Source organism: Salinimicrobium sp. TH3, assembly GCF_026676115.1.
Classification (GTDB): domain Bacteria; phylum Bacteroidota; class Bacteroidia; order Flavobacteriales; family Flavobacteriaceae; genus Salinimicrobium.
In genome coordinates this window covers 78,466-93,719 of record NZ_JAPONB010000001.1, presented here as the reverse complement: position 1 = coordinate 93,719, position 15,254 = coordinate 78,466, and the positions used below count along the sequence as shown (strand labels likewise).

12 protein-coding genes are annotated in these 15,254 nt (G+C 42.0%); 8 read left to right on the top strand and 4 right to left on the bottom strand.

What is annotated here, in order from left to right; translation table 11 throughout:
* From OU683_RS00325 to OU683_RS00315, 3 genes are read right to left on the bottom strand one after another with little or no spacing between them, the layout of a single operon-like run.
* Positions 1-618, bottom strand: a complete 618-nt coding sequence (locus tag OU683_RS00325; protein ID WP_268134017.1) for an FAD-dependent oxidoreductase — start codon at positions 616-618, stop codon at positions 1-3.
* Positions 608-805 (bottom strand): hypothetical protein, encoded by a 198-nt coding sequence (locus OU683_RS00320; protein ID WP_268134016.1) that lies wholly within the window; start codon positions 803-805, stop codon positions 608-610. Before OU683_RS00320 ends, OU683_RS00325 begins: the two co-directional genes overlap by 11 nt.
* Entirely contained in the window at positions 802-1,377 is a 576-nt protein-coding gene (locus OU683_RS00315) for a MarC family protein (RefSeq protein WP_268134014.1), read from the bottom strand. Before OU683_RS00315 ends, OU683_RS00320 begins: the two co-directional genes overlap by 4 nt.
* Positions 1,378-1,490: 113 nt before the next feature.
* Here OU683_RS00315 and OU683_RS00310 point away from each other — a divergent pair, with 113 nt between their 5' ends.
* The 8 genes from OU683_RS00310 to OU683_RS00275 all read left to right on the top strand — a co-directional run bounded on the left by OU683_RS00310 (position 1,491) and on the right by OU683_RS00275 (position 14,219).
* Entirely contained in the window at positions 1,491-2,069 is a 579-nt protein-coding gene (locus tag OU683_RS00310; RefSeq protein WP_268134012.1) for a DUF3109 family protein, read from the top strand.
* Between the two features lie 165 nt (positions 2,070-2,234).
* Positions 2,235-3,488 carry an OmpA family protein gene (locus OU683_RS00305; RefSeq protein ID WP_268134010.1) on the top strand — a complete coding sequence of 418 codons (1,254 nt, stop codon included), beginning with the start codon at positions 2,235-2,237 and terminating at the stop codon, positions 3,486-3,488.
* Between the two features lie 351 nt (positions 3,489-3,839).
* Entirely contained in the window at positions 3,840-4,673 is an 834-nt protein-coding gene (locus OU683_RS00300) for a DUF4412 domain-containing protein (protein ID WP_268134008.1), read from the top strand.
* Positions 4,674-4,775: 102 nt separating this feature from the next.
* Positions 4,776-5,864 (top strand): Gfo/Idh/MocA family protein, encoded by a 1,089-nt coding sequence (locus OU683_RS00295; protein WP_268134006.1) that lies wholly within the window; start codon positions 4,776-4,778, stop codon positions 5,862-5,864.
* A 253-nt stretch (positions 5,865-6,117) separates the two neighbouring features.
* Positions 6,118-7,095 (top strand): ribonucleotide-diphosphate reductase subunit beta, encoded by a 978-nt coding sequence (locus tag OU683_RS00290; protein ID WP_268134004.1) that lies wholly within the window; start codon positions 6,118-6,120, stop codon positions 7,093-7,095.
* A gap of 135 nt (positions 7,096-7,230) precedes the next feature.
* Complete coding sequence (locus OU683_RS00285; RefSeq protein WP_268134002.1) at positions 7,231-9,648, top strand: ribonucleoside-diphosphate reductase subunit alpha; 2,418 nt, start codon at positions 7,231-7,233, stop codon at positions 9,646-9,648.
* A 343-nt stretch (positions 9,649-9,991) separates the two neighbouring features.
* The gene (locus OU683_RS00280) at positions 9,992-11,332 is read left to right on the top strand and encodes a deoxyguanosinetriphosphate triphosphohydrolase (protein ID WP_268135036.1); all 1,341 of its coding nucleotides are present in this window, start codon (positions 9,992-9,994) and stop codon (positions 11,330-11,332) included.
* 52 nt (positions 11,333-11,384) lie between these two features.
* Positions 11,385-14,219 (top strand): T9SS type A sorting domain-containing protein, encoded by a 2,835-nt coding sequence (locus tag OU683_RS00275; RefSeq protein WP_268134001.1) that lies wholly within the window; start codon positions 11,385-11,387, stop codon positions 14,217-14,219.
* Here OU683_RS00275 and OU683_RS00270 read toward each other — a convergent pair.
* Complete coding sequence (locus OU683_RS00270; protein ID WP_268133999.1) at positions 14,216-15,247, bottom strand: DUF3078 domain-containing protein; 1,032 nt, start codon at positions 15,245-15,247, stop codon at positions 14,216-14,218. The two genes, OU683_RS00275 and OU683_RS00270, sit on opposite strands and share 4 nt — an antisense overlap.
* Positions 15,248-15,254 lie beyond the last annotated feature (7 nt).

Here is a 15,254-nt window from a genome sequence, read left to right as displayed (position 1 = left end):
TTACTTAAGCTTGTCGTGAACCTTTGTTTGCTCCCCGTCATTCCAAAGCGTAAGAATATCTGTTGCTACTGCCGCACCACTTCCGCAGGCAATTGAATACTGGCTCCTGTGACCTGCAAGGGCGCCGGCAACATAGAGACCCGGCTTCACAAGGTGATCAATATTTGTAAGCTGTACTCTGTCTTTCGAAGTTTTTGATTTTTTATGAGGCACGAGATAGTCTTCAAGGCCATCAATAGTGAAGGGTTTGGCGTATCCTGTCGCTAAAACTACTATTGAGGAAGTGTAAGAATTTTTATTCGTGTAAACTTCAAATTTACCTTCTGAAAATGTCATTTTCAGCACCTTTTCTTTCTGAATGATCTCCACTTCCGGATAAAGAGTTTCCAGCTGTTCCACACCCAAAGAAAGGATATCTTTCCCGGCAGTACCTGCCGGGACCCCCAGCACGTTATTAAGTAAAGCACTGGAAAGATGTGAAGCACGTTGATGTGCAATAATACCTACTTTTTTATCTGCACAAAATGGCTTGGAAAGAGCAGATCCTAATAAAAGGGCGCAGGAAAGACCTGCCGCGCCACCACCTACGATAAGAGCGTCAAAATTCCTATTCTCCACTCTTCTTGGATATAGCCCGGGACATGAGAAGAATCACCATGAGAACCACAACAATACTCGAAGCCAGGATACCTATTAAAGCTGTTTTACTATCTCCCGAAAAAGTGTTTTGGAAGTCTAAAAATGTTGCGTTATATGCTATTAGGCCAAGGGCCAGTACAATTAAAAAATAAATGAGGATTTTCATATAAACAGGCTCTTAATATTGGTAGCGAAAAGTTTTACGGCTATTGCCAAAAGAATGACCCCAAAGATTTTCCGGATCACGTTTATCCCCTGCTTCCCGAGAAAATTTTCAATTTTTCCCGATGATTTGAGGACTATGTAAACAAAAATAATATTTATAATAATGGCGACAATAATATTCATAGTGGCATACTCGGCGCGTAATGCTAAAATGGAGGTCATGGTACCGGCACCGGCAATAAGTGGAAATGCAAGGGGAACAACAGCTGCTGTTTCGGGCGCATCATCTTTATAAAGCTGAATACCCAGGATCATCTCCAGTGCCAGGAAGAACAGGATAAGTGCACCCGCCACTGCAAAGGAATTCACATCAATCCCAATCAAATTCAGGATTTCCTTTCCAACAAAAAGAAAGGCGATCATCAGGATCCCTGCAACTACGGTAGCTTTCTCACTTTGTATATGACCGGCCTTCTTCCGCAGATCAATAATAATTGGAATACTACCAATAATATCAATAACTGCAAAGAGGATCATACTTGCGGTCGCTATTTCCCTGAAATTTAATTCCATATTGAAAAACTAGCTTGCAAAAGTACTTTGAAATGATCCAATTTGGATTATACTTTGAAATTTTAACAAAATTAAACCTGAATTTAACTGCCTGAAAAAATTATCTTTGCCAAATGTTTCAGCTTGGAAAAACTATAGTTTCAGAAGAGATCCTTAAAAAGGATTTTGTGTGCAACCTTTCTGCCTGTAAGGGAGCCTGTTGTATTGCGGGTGACGCCGGGGCGCCACTGGAAGAAGCCGAGACCCATATTCTTGAAGATATTTACCCCCTCGTAAAGCCTCACCTTCGAAAAGAAGGGATTGAAGCAATTGAAAAACAGGGAACTTCCATTATTGGAAAGGACGGGGAATACGAAACCCCGCTTATAGATAATGCAGACTGTGCTTATGTCACTTTTGACCAGAAAGGCACCGCCTTATGCGGAATAGAAGAAGCCTTTAACCAGGGTGACATCAAGTGGAAAAAACCTGTTTCCTGTCACCTCTATCCTGTTCGAACCCAAGACTATTCAGAATTTTCGGCTGTTAACTACCACCACTGGCACATTTGTGATGATGCCTGCACCCTTGGAAAAGAACTCCAGGTACCGGTTTACAAATTCGTAAAAGAAGCCCTTATAAGAAAATATGGGGAAGACTGGTATGCCGAACTTGAGAAAGTAGCCGAAAAGCTAAAGGAGCAGGAAGCCTAACCACTCCGGAAAATTTTTCATAACTACCTAAAAACCAATTAATCTTTTAATTAAATTTGGCTGTTGCTGCTGCAGAAAAACCAAATTCCGGGACTGCCCTGTAACATTTTCCCCTTCCCCTCGTCTGTTGTAATTATCCCCCGCTAACCATTAAATTGAGTAATTATGAAGAAATTAATTTTTCTCGTGATGGCCGGTTTCCTGTTGAATTCATTTCCGGCTGAGGCCCAGTTCCTCCAAAAGTTAAGCAAAAAAGCAGAACAGGCAGCAGAAAATGCTGTCGTTAGAAAAACAGAGCAGAAGGTTACAAAAAAGACCGACGAAGCCATGGATGTAATCCTCGACAACAAAGAGGCTCCTGAGCCTACCTCTCAACCAAAACAGGAATCCCCGGCCTCCACCTCCAACCAATCCGAAAAAACTGCTTCCCTCCCGGATAAGACCTGGAGCAAATACAACTTTGTTCCAGGGGACGACGTCATCTTTGAGGATGATCTAAGCAGGGAAGAAAATGGGGAATTCCCCTCCCGATGGGACCTCGTGAGTGGAAATGCCGAAAACGCATCTCTTGGTGATGTAAAGATCATTAGGTTGGACAATAGTTCGATTATCACTCCTCTTATCGATAAAAAGGATTACCTGCCCGAAATCTTTACGGTAGAGTTCGACGCCTTTTTCAATGACGCCTACTCCTATTGGCAAACTTATATTGTAAGGTTCTATCCGGGTAATGACACGCAAAGAAAAGTAGATGAAAACCTTGTAGTTTTTCCATTGAGAATTAATAAGAATGGAGCTTCAATAATTACCAGAGCAAATAAGGAGGATAAGAAATTTGAGAAACAGGGACCGCAGAATCCAGATGGAACTGCGGGTTGGAAGCATATTGCTATTTCTTATAATCAGCGGGCTCTAAAAGTTTTCATTGATGAAGAGCGTATTCTTAACATTCCCAATATTGAACTGGACCCTCAAACTATTAGTATTCAAATAGAAGATGGCCAGAAGGATCATATTCTTGCAATCAAGAATATAAAAATCGCTGAAGGCGGAAAAAAACTATACGACCGCATCGTGGCCGATGGCAAATTCATTACCCGCGGAATTCTCTTTGATGTAAATAAAGCCAGCCTAAAACCTGAATCAATGGGCGTAATTAATGAGATCGCTGCTTTAATGAAAGAACATGCAGACCTAAAGTTTAGCATAGAAGGTCACACAGACTCAGACGGGGATGACAGTCACAACTTGAAGTTAAGTGAACAGCGGGCAATTGCTGTTAAAGAAGCCCTTACCGGGTTGGGAATTGACAGTTCCAGGATGCAGACCAAAGGAATGGGAGAAACCGTTCCAGTCTCAGACAATGCTTCCCCCGAAGGAAAATCCAACAACCGAAGAGTAGAATTCGTAAAAATTTAATTTTAATAGTCGCAACTTTATAACATGTTCTTCCCCCCTTCTAATCTTCGTTAAAGTTGCAGCTGAAGGAAGAGAACAAAATTTCAAATGAATCCGGAATGGTATGGCCTGCACAAGCCATACCTTCCGGATTTTTTGTTTGCCCTAATGCTACAATACGAGCGGCCCTCTTTTCTTTATAATATTCATGCACCTGTTAACCAAACTGTTACAAGCTGTATTCCATTAATTTTTCTTAACTTTATGCTGCATTTCTGCTACTATCTTCCCCTAAAGCAGGATTCCCCCATTTCTGAAAATATTTTTAGCCTCTTTGTTTCACAAAGGCTCAAATCTTAAAATTCTACAGTTATGAAAAATCTTATTTATTTAGTTCTTGCCATTTTCCTATTAGCCGGAACTACGCCAGCAGAAGCACAATTTCTCAAAAAGCTTAAAAAGAAGGTTGAAAAGAAAGTTGAAGATGCAGCAACAGAAAATATTTCAGATAAAGCTGCCGAGGAAACCGATAAGTCCCTCAACAATATGTGGGAAAACCAGCTTGGAAATTCCAGTTTCCCAATGGGAATGGATATGGTGGATCAGTCTCAGATTCCTGAAGGTTATGACTTTGACTGGGAATACACCCTAAAAATGAATACCACCGAAGGGGAAATGGACATGGTATATCACATTAAAGAAAATGCACCTTATGTGGGTATAAAAATCCCGCAGGCCGAAAATATGTTCACCGTCCTGGACAATAAAAATAATCTAACGGTCATGTACATGAATTCAGATGGAAATAAGATGGTAATGGCCACCCGCAACAATGTTTCTGAAGAGGATATGGACCTGGAAAATCCTTATGAGGATATGGAATTCAAAGAAATTGGAACGAAAACTATCCTGGGCTATGAATGCCAGGGCTATCGCACAGAAAATGCCGATAATATATTTGAATTCTATGTTACAGAGGAAGCAGGAGTAAGTTTTAGGGACCTATATCAGAAAAATCAAAAGAATGTTCCGAAGGGACTTAATGCCGACTGGATAAAGGATGGCAGAGGATTAATGATGGCAATGGAGATGAAGGATAAAAATAATCCTGAAAAAAATGTGAGCATGACCTGCACGGGAATTGAAAAAAAACCATTTTCCGTAAAAACCTCTAATTATCAAAGTATGAACATGGGAGGCAGGTAAAATTTCCTTAGCCATTGTAAACAAGAAATTTCAGAAGATTCTTGGGTATGAATCATAAAATTCTCCTGAATTTCTTAGATTTAAGTTGTGCAACCCGTAATTATGGACAACCGTCGGACATTCCTTAAAAAATCAGGTTTATTATTAACCGCCCTAAGCCTGCCTATTCCCAACATACTTTTTGCTGAAGGAAAAAAGAAATTAGGCGTGGCCCTGGTTGGCCTAGGAGGCTACAGCACATACCAACTTGCTCCTGCCTTGCAGCAAACGGAGTATTGTGAACTCCGCGGTATCGTAACGGGCAGTCCCGAAAAAATTCCGCGTTGGCAGGAGAAATATGGCATTCCCGATGCTAATGTCTACAACTATGAGAACATGCACGAGATTTCCAAAAATGACAATATTGATGTCATTTACATCGTGCTGCCAAATTCAATGCATGCAAAATACTCTATCATAGCGGCCAATGCAGGGAAACATGTATGGTGCGAAAAACCTATGGCAATGAATTCCAAGGAATGCCGGGAAATGATTACTGCCTGCGAAAAGAATAAAGTCAAACTGGCTATTGGATATCGCCTTCAGCATGAAAAGAATAACCGTATAATGATGAAGTGGGCAGAGACAAATCCTTATGGTCCCATTCAGAATTTAACGGCCAAAGCGGGTTTCTTCAGCAGTAATCCCGGCTGGCGTGCAGTAGAAGAGATGGGAGGCGGCGCCATGTACGATATGGGAGTGTATCCTTTAAATACCTCCCGCTACTCCACGGGCAGAGAACCCATTGCAGTTTCGGCGAGGTCGTCCACCAGCCGGCCTGAGCTTTTTAGGCAAGTTGATGAAACTATGGAATTTACCCTCGAGTTTCCCGATAGAATTACTGCTCACTGCCGCACAAGCTTCGGGGAAAACATGAACAACCTGGAAATCTCCTGCCGCGATGGCTATTATTATCTACAACCCTTCCAGACTTACAGCGGGGTAAAAGGAGGAACCAGCGATGGTAAAATCCTTTCACCTATGGGCAAAAACCAACAGGCAGTACAGATGGATGATGATGCCCTGGCCATAATAAACGATAAGCCTTTGATCGCTCCAGGAGAAGATGGATTAAAAGATATAATTGTGCTCGAAAAGATATACGAATCGGCTGCTGCAGGAGGGAAAAGACTTGAAATCCAGTCCCTCTAAAAATGGCGTTTCCGGCCTTTCTTTTATAGTTAAAACCCCTGTTACCATCAACTGTTCTTAAATTCTTTAACAGGCATTAACTTCCTCATTTTTATTTATCTGCATCCCGGGTTTAACATAAATTCAATAACAAAAATTATTTGTCATGTTGAAAACTTTGTTGAAAAGCTTTCTGCTGCTGTAGGAGAAACTCTTACATAATTCGCAATATTTGTTATAACCGTAATAACCAACCAACTAAATAATATATATCATGGCTCAGTTAGAACCCATTTTACAGGAGAACAAGGACCGGTTCGTGATCTTCCCAATCAAGCATCACGACATTTGGGACTGGTACAAAAAAATGGAGGCAAGTTTCTGGACTGCAGAAGAAATCGACCTGCACCAGGACCTTACTGACTGGAACCAAAAATTAACATCGGATGAAAGATATTTCATCAAGCACATTCTTGCCTTTTTTGCCGCTTCAGACGGGATCGTAAACGAAAATTTAGCAGAGAACTTCGTCAATGAAGTACAATATTCTGAAGCTAAATTCTTCTATGGATTCCAAATCATGATGGAGAACATCCATTCTGAAACCTACTCCCTGCTCATCGATACCTACGTCAAGGATGAGAAGGAAAAAAATCAGCTTTTTAAAGCTATTGAAGTATTCCCCGCTATCCAAAAGAAAGCGCAGTGGGCCCTTAAATGGATAGAATCTGATTCTTTTGCTGAAAGGCTTATCGCTTTCGCGGCTGTAGAAGGGATCTTCTTTTCGGGCGCATTCTGTTCTATCTTCTGGCTGAAAAAACGCGGATTGATGCCAGGACTCACCTTCTCAAATGAACTCATTTCAAGGGATGAAGGTGTTCACTGCGACTTTGCCGTGCACCTGCACAACAACCACCTGGTGAATAAGGTGCCAAAAGAACGGATTAGAGAGATCATTGTTGATGCTCTAAATATTGAACGGGAATTTATCACTGAGTCTCTCCCGGCGAGTCTTATTGGAATGAACTCCAAATTGATGACTCAATATTTGGAATTTGTCGCCGACAGGCTTCTTGTAGAACTGGAATGTGAGAAGGAATACGGTACTGCAAATCCATTTGATTTTATGGATATGATCAACCTGCAGGGGAAGACCAACTTCTTTGAAAAGAGAGTTGGTGAGTACCAAAAAGCAGGAGTGATGAATAAAGACAAAGACGCCGATAAGATTAGTTTCGACGCCGATTTCTAAATCCTTACCCCAACAGGGGGAACTAAATATCTACTGCTTCACAAAAGTGAAGCCCACTAATTATAACCCACAGCCACTACCATCTCCTCCCCTCTGGGGAGGCAGGGAGGGGCTTCTAATTTAAATCCTCAAATTATGTTCGTAGAAAAAAGAGACGGCCGCAGAGAACCCATTATGTTCGATAAGATCACCGCAAGGATCAAAAAACTTTGCTATGGATTAAACGAGCTTGTCGATCCTGTGAAGGTGGCAATGAGAGTGATTGAAGGACTTTACGATGGGGTAACCACAAGTGAGTTGGATAACCTTGCTGCCGAGATCGCAGCCACCATGACCACTTCCCACCCAGATTATGCTAAACTTGCCGCCAGGATTTCGGTTTCTAACCTGCATAAGAACACCAAAAAAACATTTTCGGAGGTGATGACAGATCTTTATGAATATGTCAACCCACGCACCGGTCAGAAAGCCCCTCTTTTGGCCGATGATGTTTATGAGGTGATTCAGCAGAATAAGGAGCTCCTGGATTCCACGATTATCTATAACCGGGATTTCCAGTACGACTATTTCGGGTTTAAAACACTGGAGCGTTCGTACCTACTCAAGATCAACGGAAAAATTGCGGAAAGACCGCAGCACATGCTCATGAGGGTTTCCATAGGGATACATCCCGATGATATTGAGGCTGCAATTGAGACTTACGAGCTCATGTCCAAGAAATATTTCACCCACGCCACGCCTACTCTCTTTAACGCGGGCACGCCAAAGCCGCAAATGTCTTCCTGCTTCCTGCTCACCATGAAAGACGACAGCATTGATGGCATTTACGATACGCTGAAACAAACTGCAAAGATCTCGCAATCTGCCGGCGGAATTGGTTTATCTATCCACAACGTAAGGGCTACAGGTTCTTATATTTCGGGCACCAATGGAACTTCCAACGGGATTGTACCTATGCTTCGGGTTTTTAATGACACCGCCCGTTATGTTGATCAGGGTGGCGGAAAACGCAAAGGATCTTTCGCAATTTACGTAGAGCCATGGCATGCCGACATTTTCGATTTTCTTGATCTCAAAAAGAACCACGGAAAAGAAGAAATGCGCGCCCGGGACCTTTTCTATGCGATGTGGGTGCCCGATCTTTTCATGAAACGGGTGGAAGCGAATGAAAGCTGGACGCTTATGTGTCCGCACGAATGCCCCGGCTTATATGATATTCACGGAGACGAATTTGAAGCACTATATTTAAAATATGAAGCTGAAGGCAAAGGTCGTAAAACAATAAAAGCGCGCGACCTGTGGGAGAAGATCCTGGAGTCGCAGATCGAAACCGGCACGCCCTACATGCTGTACAAAGACTCCGCAAACCGGAAGTCAAATCAGCAGAACCTTGGAACCATCCGTTCCTCCAATCTCTGCACAGAGATCCTGGAATACACCAACGAAGATGAAGTTGCAGTATGCAACCTGGCTTCCATTGCACTACCCATGTTCATCAAAGGAAATGAATTCGATCACAAGGAACTTTTTAAAATCACCAAAAGAGTGACCAGGAATCTCAATAAGGTGATCGACCGGAATTATTATCCTGTGAAGGAAGCTGAAAATTCAAATTTCAGGCACCGCCCTGTGGGGCTTGGAGTCCAGGGACTGGCAGATACTTTTATTAAACTAAGACTTCCATTTACCAGTGATGCTGCCAAAAAGCTGAATCAGGAGATCTTTGAAACGCTATACTTTGCTGCAGTTACTGCATCTATGGAAATGGCTAAAGAAGAAGGAGCTTATTCAACCTATGAAGGTTCACCAATGAGCAAAGGTCAGTTTCAATTCAACCTGTGGGGGATCAACGACGAAGACCTCAGCGGAAGATGGGACTGGGCAAAACTGAGAAAACAAGTGCTCAAAAATGGGGTTCGCAATTCCCTTTTAGTTGCGCCTATGCCAACTGCTTCCACTTCGCAAATCCTTGGAAACAATGAAGCCTTTGAACCTTATACTTCAAATATTTACACCCGTCGTGTACTTTCAGGCGAATTTATTGTTGTGAACAAGCATTTACTGGAAGACCTGGTAGAAAGAAACCTTTGGACCGAGGATGTCAAAAATGCCATTTTACGATCCAATGGTTCTGTGCAGAATATAGACGTAATTCCTGAAGATCTTAAAGAGCTTTACAAAACAGTTTGGGAGCTCAGCATGAAGGACATAATTGATATGTCCCGTCACCGCGGCTATTTTATTGATCAATCACAATCGCTAAACCTCTTCATGGAAAACGCGAATTACGGAAAGCTTACCTCCATGCACTTCTACGCCTGGAAAAGCGGACTAAAAACCGGAATGTATTACCTGCGTACCAAAAGTGCGGTTGACGCCATTAAATTCACCCTGGCAAAAGAGGAAAAGAAAGAAGAAATTCCTGCTGAAGCACCAAAACCATCGGCTGTACCTATTCCAGAAGGAACTTCTCTGAGCCCGGAAGAACTGCGTGCCCTAATCGCCAGCTCCAAGGAAGCAGAAGGAGATGATTGTTTGATGTGCGGCTCGTAAATATGAGATATTAGATGTGAGATATTAGATGTGAGATTCTGTAGTTGCGGGTTTCGAGTTACGGGTTTTTTAGTTCAAGATTGAAAGTAGATTTACCAAAGTTTATAAAATTACTTCTCCGAAAAACCTCAAGACTGTTCTCCAATGACAGATTTCTCGTCGCATCCGCTTTTTCGCAAAAGCAGACGCTCTGTAGAAATGACAATTGTTTTCACTTCCCTTTTAATCGCATTTGGAATTGTTGCCTGGAATTTGATGCTTTCTTTTTTATTACCTCTTAATTGATTATTGTTTATTGCTCATTGTTTATTTTTGAAGCTTTACTGAAAAAATATACCAAATGATGAACTGGGAGCAGCTGCTTTCGCTGAGAAAAGCAGGAGACACAAATAAAAGGTTAAGAAAAGAACAGAATGCGACCAGGTTAGGTTTTGAAGTGGATTATGATCGTATCATTTTTTCTTCAGCTTTTAGAAGCCTGCAGGATAAAACGCAGGTGATCCCATTGTCTAAAACCGATTTTGTTCACACCCGCCTCACTCACAGTCTGGAAGTTTCAGTAGTAGGTCGTTCTTTGGGGCGACTTGCAGGACAAAAGATCCTGGAGAAGCATCCGCAACTGGAGAAGACCCATGGTTACCAAATGAATGATTTTGGTGCAATTGTAGCTGCGGCTGCTTTGGCACATGATATTGGGAATCCGCCGTTTGGACATTCGGGTGAAAAGGCTATTGGCGAATACTTCAGCAATGGCAATGGAAAAAGGTTTCAGGAAATGCTTACACCTGAAGAATTTCAGGATCTAACGAAATTTGAAGGAAATGCCAATGGTTTTAAAATCCTCACAGAAGATCGCCCCGGCATTCCCGGCGGCATAAGGCTTTCATATGCTACTTTAGGAGCTTTTATAAAATACCCAAAGGAATCCCTTCCGCATAAACCCACTTCGCGAATAGCCGATAAGAAGTTTGGAATATTTCAGTCAGAAAAAGCCTTTTTTGAAGAGGTAGCACAGGAACTGGGACTTATTTCCACGAGTAAGGGAAAGAATATTAGTTACTGCAGGCATCCCCTCGCCTTTCTTGTGGAAGCAGCCGATGATATTTGCTATACCATCATAGATTTTGAAGACGGGATCAATTTGGGCCTTATTCAGGAGGAATATGCGCTGGAATATTTGATCAATCTTGTAAAAGATTCAATAATTACCGAGAAATACCACAATCTGCAAACCCGGGCAGACAGGCTTAGTTATCTAAGGGCTTTAGCAATTAATACTCTTCTTACAGAAGCCGTGGAGATCTTTATGCAATATGAAGAAGCCATCTTAAAAGGGGAATTCCATGAGGCATTATTTGACAGGAGCAAATATGAAGCGCAAATCACCGATATCATCAAAATAAGTATTGATAAGATCTACCAGAGTGAAGAGGTGATAAGTAAGGAAATTGCCGGTTACCAAATGCTGTCTCACCTTCTCGACACTTATACAGATGCCTTACTTCCAGTGAATGGGGAACAAACCAATTACAACAAACTGGTGCTTAAACTAATTCCCGAAGCGGGTCACTTTGAAGATTTACCAGTATATGACAAGCTAATTAAGACATGTAGCTATATTTCCTCTTTAACCGACAGCAATATTGTTGCCTCATTTAAAAAGTTTAAAGGCTTGAAAATTTAATTTTTGTATTTTGCAGAATCGATTTCCTCGGAAGTTAGCTAGTTATCCCTATATGAATAAACGTATAAATTTTATACTTCCGGTTCTTTTGTTTGCCGTAGTTTTTGGCCTGTACCTTATCCCGGAAGATATCTCCACAAATAATATTTCTGAAATCAGGGAGAAACATTCTGGATTTCTGAAGCAAAATAAGCCCGACAAGGACAAGGGATTTTCCCGCCTTGAAAGAATTAAAAGAGCTCTTCCTCCAAAAAAATATTATGAGGAAATGGCTTATCTTACCATGAATCCTGCCCTGGGATACCCTGAACCCTATAAGGTCAGGGAACTTCACGAACAACTTCTAAGGCAAAGACAAAGCAAGAATTTTAGCAAATCTCCCGGGGACAGTAATGAACATCCATGGGTTTCCAGAGGACCTAATAATGTGGGAGGCCGCACCAGGGTATTGCTATTTGACCCTAATGATCCCTCGGGCAACAAAGTATTTGCCGGTGCTATAAGTGGAGGCCTATGGGTAAATAATAATATCACCAGTGAATCCTCGGCCTGGAGACAAGTAGAAGGGTTACCGGCAAATCTCAATGTTTCCTGCCTTACGGTTGACCCAAGAGATTCAAATATTTGGTATGCCGGTACCGGGGAGCAATACACAGGGGGAGATGTGGTAGGTACCGGAGTCTATAAAACTACAGATGGCGGCAAAACCTGGAATAAAGTACTGGACGTTGAGGAATTCTCAAATTCGGGAGGAGGAACAAATATTAGGGCAATTGGAGGAGTTTATTACATCAATGACATTGAAGCCTGGGATAATGGCAGCAGCACCGAGATCTTTATAGGGGTTTCCACACACCTCTATGCCAACGCCCAAAATCCGCAGAATTTATTGGGATTTTTTGAACGAGGTCTCTACGGAAGTAAAGACGGAGGATCTTCCTGGAACAAAGTTGTTGAAGAGGAATCTTTTAATGATTTTGAAACAGATGCTAACGGAAATATCTGGGCATCTACAACTTATTCCCCGGGAGAGGAAAATTCTTTCGGCGGAAAAATTTTTAAGCGTGAACAGGGAACAAGTACAACCTGGTCTGAAATAACCACCATACCCGAAGTTTACCGCACAGAGATAGAAGCTTCTGCCACAGATCCTGGAAAATTCTATATTCTTGCTGAAGATCGAATGGAAGAAGCATCCCTTTGGATCACTACAGATGCGTTTCAAACTATCTCCCGGCTTAATGAACCAAATGACGCCGATCTTGACATTCCTCCCTATGATTTTGCAAGAGGACAGGCCTTTTACAATCTCATGATAGAGTCTGACCCCACAAACGACGAAATCGTCTATGTAGGAGGAATAGACCTTTTTAGATCCTCCAACAGCGGCGATTCCTGGGAGCAAATTTCAAAATGGGCAGACAATGATAACCTGGACGAACTTCCGGTTTCTGAAGTCCATGCAGATCATCACGTGATGAAGTTTAGACCGAACAATACCAACCAGGCAATTTTTGGACATGACGGCGGCGTTTCCTTCGCACGTGACCTTGCATCGGCAAGTACTTCAAAGGTATTCATTACGCCCGAGGTGAATTATATTACCACGCAGTTCTATTCTGTTGCTGTAGCTCCGGCTTCATTTGCGAACGGGGATTATTTCCTTGGAGGCACCCAGGATAACGGAAGTTTATTGCTCGAAAATGGAAATCCTGCTTCCCTGGGCATTCTTGGAGGAGATGGAGCACATTCCTTCTATGATCAGGTAAATACAGAATATTTTATTGCAAATTTGATCTACAATGATCTTATTGTCCTTTACAATTATGAAAAAGAAGGATATTCTCTAATAGCAAATAATGAAGATAGAGATGGATTTTTTATAAATCCGCAGGCTTTGGATTCCAACCTGGATATTCTTTATTCGAATGGACCTGAAGGAGTTCTTTACAGGTACGAAGATCTCACTAAAATTGAAACTTTAGGAGATGATGGAATTGAACGGGATTCTCCCATTGCACCCAGAAGCTCTCTTAAAAATCCACTTTTAGACACCTCCATTAGCACCATCACAGTTTCACCTTTTTCAACCCAGAGCAGCACGGTCCTTCTGGGACTTATTAACTCAAAACTGCTTAAAGTTGAAAACGCCCATGGCAATCCTTCAAATGCGACCTGGAAGGAGATCACAGGACCACAATTTGTTGGAAGTATTTCTGATGTTGAATATGGAGAAACTGAAGATCAATTATATGTTACATTTTACAACTACGGAGTAAAGAGCATCTGGTACACTGCCAATGCCAATGCCGCCAGTCCTACCTGGGAAAATAAGGAAGGGAATCTTCCCGACTTACCGGTGCTCTCCATCCTGCCCAACCCGCTAAATGAAGATGAAGTGATCATTGGAACAGAGCTGGGTATTTGGGCTACTGAGAATTTTAATAGCAGTCAACCGGTTTGGACACAGTCATATAATGGAATGAGTGACGTGAAGGTTACAGATCTGGATCTCAAAAAAGGCAAAAATGAGGCCTATGCTGCCTCATATGGCCGCGGAATTTTCTCAGGGCAGTTCAAAACTGCCATAGAGGAAGCAGAAGAACGTGGTGAAGTCGTGGTAAGAGAAAACAAGATTCAGGTCTATCCCACGATTTCAGCAGGAACTTATAAGATCATTTCAGGAGAGGATGTTCAAAACGCCGAAGTATTTGTTTACAACCTCCAGGGGAGGCTTGTACAGGTTGTCACGACTCCCTTGGAGGCAAATCAACCCGTGGAATTAGATCTCACTTCAGCAGCCCGGGGACTTTACATTTTTAAGATGACAGGAGCAGGAACTACCAACATTCAAAAAGTTATAAAAGCAATAGATCTTGAGGATTAAAAGGAGTAAACCACTCCTACTCCAAGAAGTTGTTTAAACTGTACCTTAGGTCCTCCGGTTTCCAGTTCCCCATCTCCGTCCAAATCCTGTTTAAACTTGACATCGTCGTCGTATTTTAAATGTGAACCAACATTTGCTTTTACATAATCATTTACCTGCAGGTCGAGATTAAGTTCCCAGTCGATATCAATGTTCCCGAATTTATTGAGATAATCAGAATACAACCTTAAATTATTGTTGAGCGCAATATTTTCAAAGATATTTTTGGAAAATTCACTACTCACCAGGAAACCAAGTTGGGTCCTCACCCTTTCCCCGTCTTTTAAAATATTCCCCTCCTCGTCTCTAATGGCAGGGGTTACCCCAAACATTCCTTCATTGGCAAGCCGTTGGTCCAGCACAAAAGTAGATTTTTGGGTCACCGGGGAAATGTAAACAGTGAGATCTTCTTTGGGAGAAGAATATTCGGTTCCAACCCCCAAAAAGGCATAACCGGGAGCCATGAATTTCGAAATGGGTGCTTCGGTATTTGGATATCGATATCCATATGTGAGCTGGGTGGTGAAATTAAATTTAGCCGAATAATACCAGTTGGAAATTGAATCCCGGCGATACCCAAAGTTTGAATTGATCTCAAGATTATCCTCGGTCTTCCGGAGCTCCCTTCCTTCCTGCGCATTGAATCCATATTTAATTACGAGAGTTGAATTCCAGTTCAAAAGTTCTTTCTTGTATTTCCTGCCCACAAGTCCATGCATTAATGCAGAAAAGGAATTATTTCCACCCGAATTCCAGTTGATAAAAGCCACTTCACTAAGGTTGATCCCTACCTTGTTGGTTTCCTCCCAGTAATTGATCTTTTCGTTTACAACCTTGGTAGTATCAACCACTGTGGTATCAACTACTGTGGTGTCAATTTTTGTAGTATCAATTTTTGTAGTATCAACTGCTGTGGTAACAATTATCCCTCTTCCGAAGCTAAAAGTGGTTGTAAAAAGGAAAAGGAGGCAAAGGAGGAACTTATGCATTAGGCAA

Excerpts from the sequence above, each read along its gene's own strand:
- OU683_RS00320 (WP_268134016.1), bottom strand. The coding sequence starts at position 805 with ATGAAAATCCTCATTTATTTTTTAATTGTACTGGCCCTTGGCCTAATA.
- OU683_RS00315 (WP_268134014.1), bottom strand. The coding sequence starts at position 1,377 with ATGGAATTAAATTTCAGGGAAATAGCGACCGCAAGTATGATCCTCTTT.
- OU683_RS00310 (WP_268134012.1), top strand. The coding sequence starts at position 1,491 with ATGTTTCAGCTTGGAAAAACTATAGTTTCAGAAGAGATCCTTAAAAAG.
- OU683_RS00305 (WP_268134010.1), top strand. The coding sequence starts at position 2,235 with ATGAAGAAATTAATTTTTCTCGTGATGGCCGGTTTCCTGTTGAATTCA.
- OU683_RS00300 (WP_268134008.1), top strand. The coding sequence starts at position 3,840 with ATGAAAAATCTTATTTATTTAGTTCTTGCCATTTTCCTATTAGCCGGA.
- OU683_RS00295 (WP_268134006.1), top strand. The coding sequence starts at position 4,776 with ATGGACAACCGTCGGACATTCCTTAAAAAATCAGGTTTATTATTAACC.
- OU683_RS00290 (WP_268134004.1), top strand. The coding sequence starts at position 6,118 with ATGGCTCAGTTAGAACCCATTTTACAGGAGAACAAGGACCGGTTCGTG.
- OU683_RS00285 (WP_268134002.1), top strand. The coding sequence starts at position 7,231 with ATGTTCGTAGAAAAAAGAGACGGCCGCAGAGAACCCATTATGTTCGAT.
- OU683_RS00280 (WP_268135036.1), top strand. The coding sequence starts at position 9,992 with ATGAACTGGGAGCAGCTGCTTTCGCTGAGAAAAGCAGGAGACACAAAT.
- OU683_RS00275 (WP_268134001.1), top strand. The coding sequence starts at position 11,385 with ATGAATAAACGTATAAATTTTATACTTCCGGTTCTTTTGTTTGCCGTA.
- OU683_RS00270 (WP_268133999.1), bottom strand. The coding sequence starts at position 15,247 with ATGCATAAGTTCCTCCTTTGCCTCCTTTTCCTTTTTACAACCACTTTT.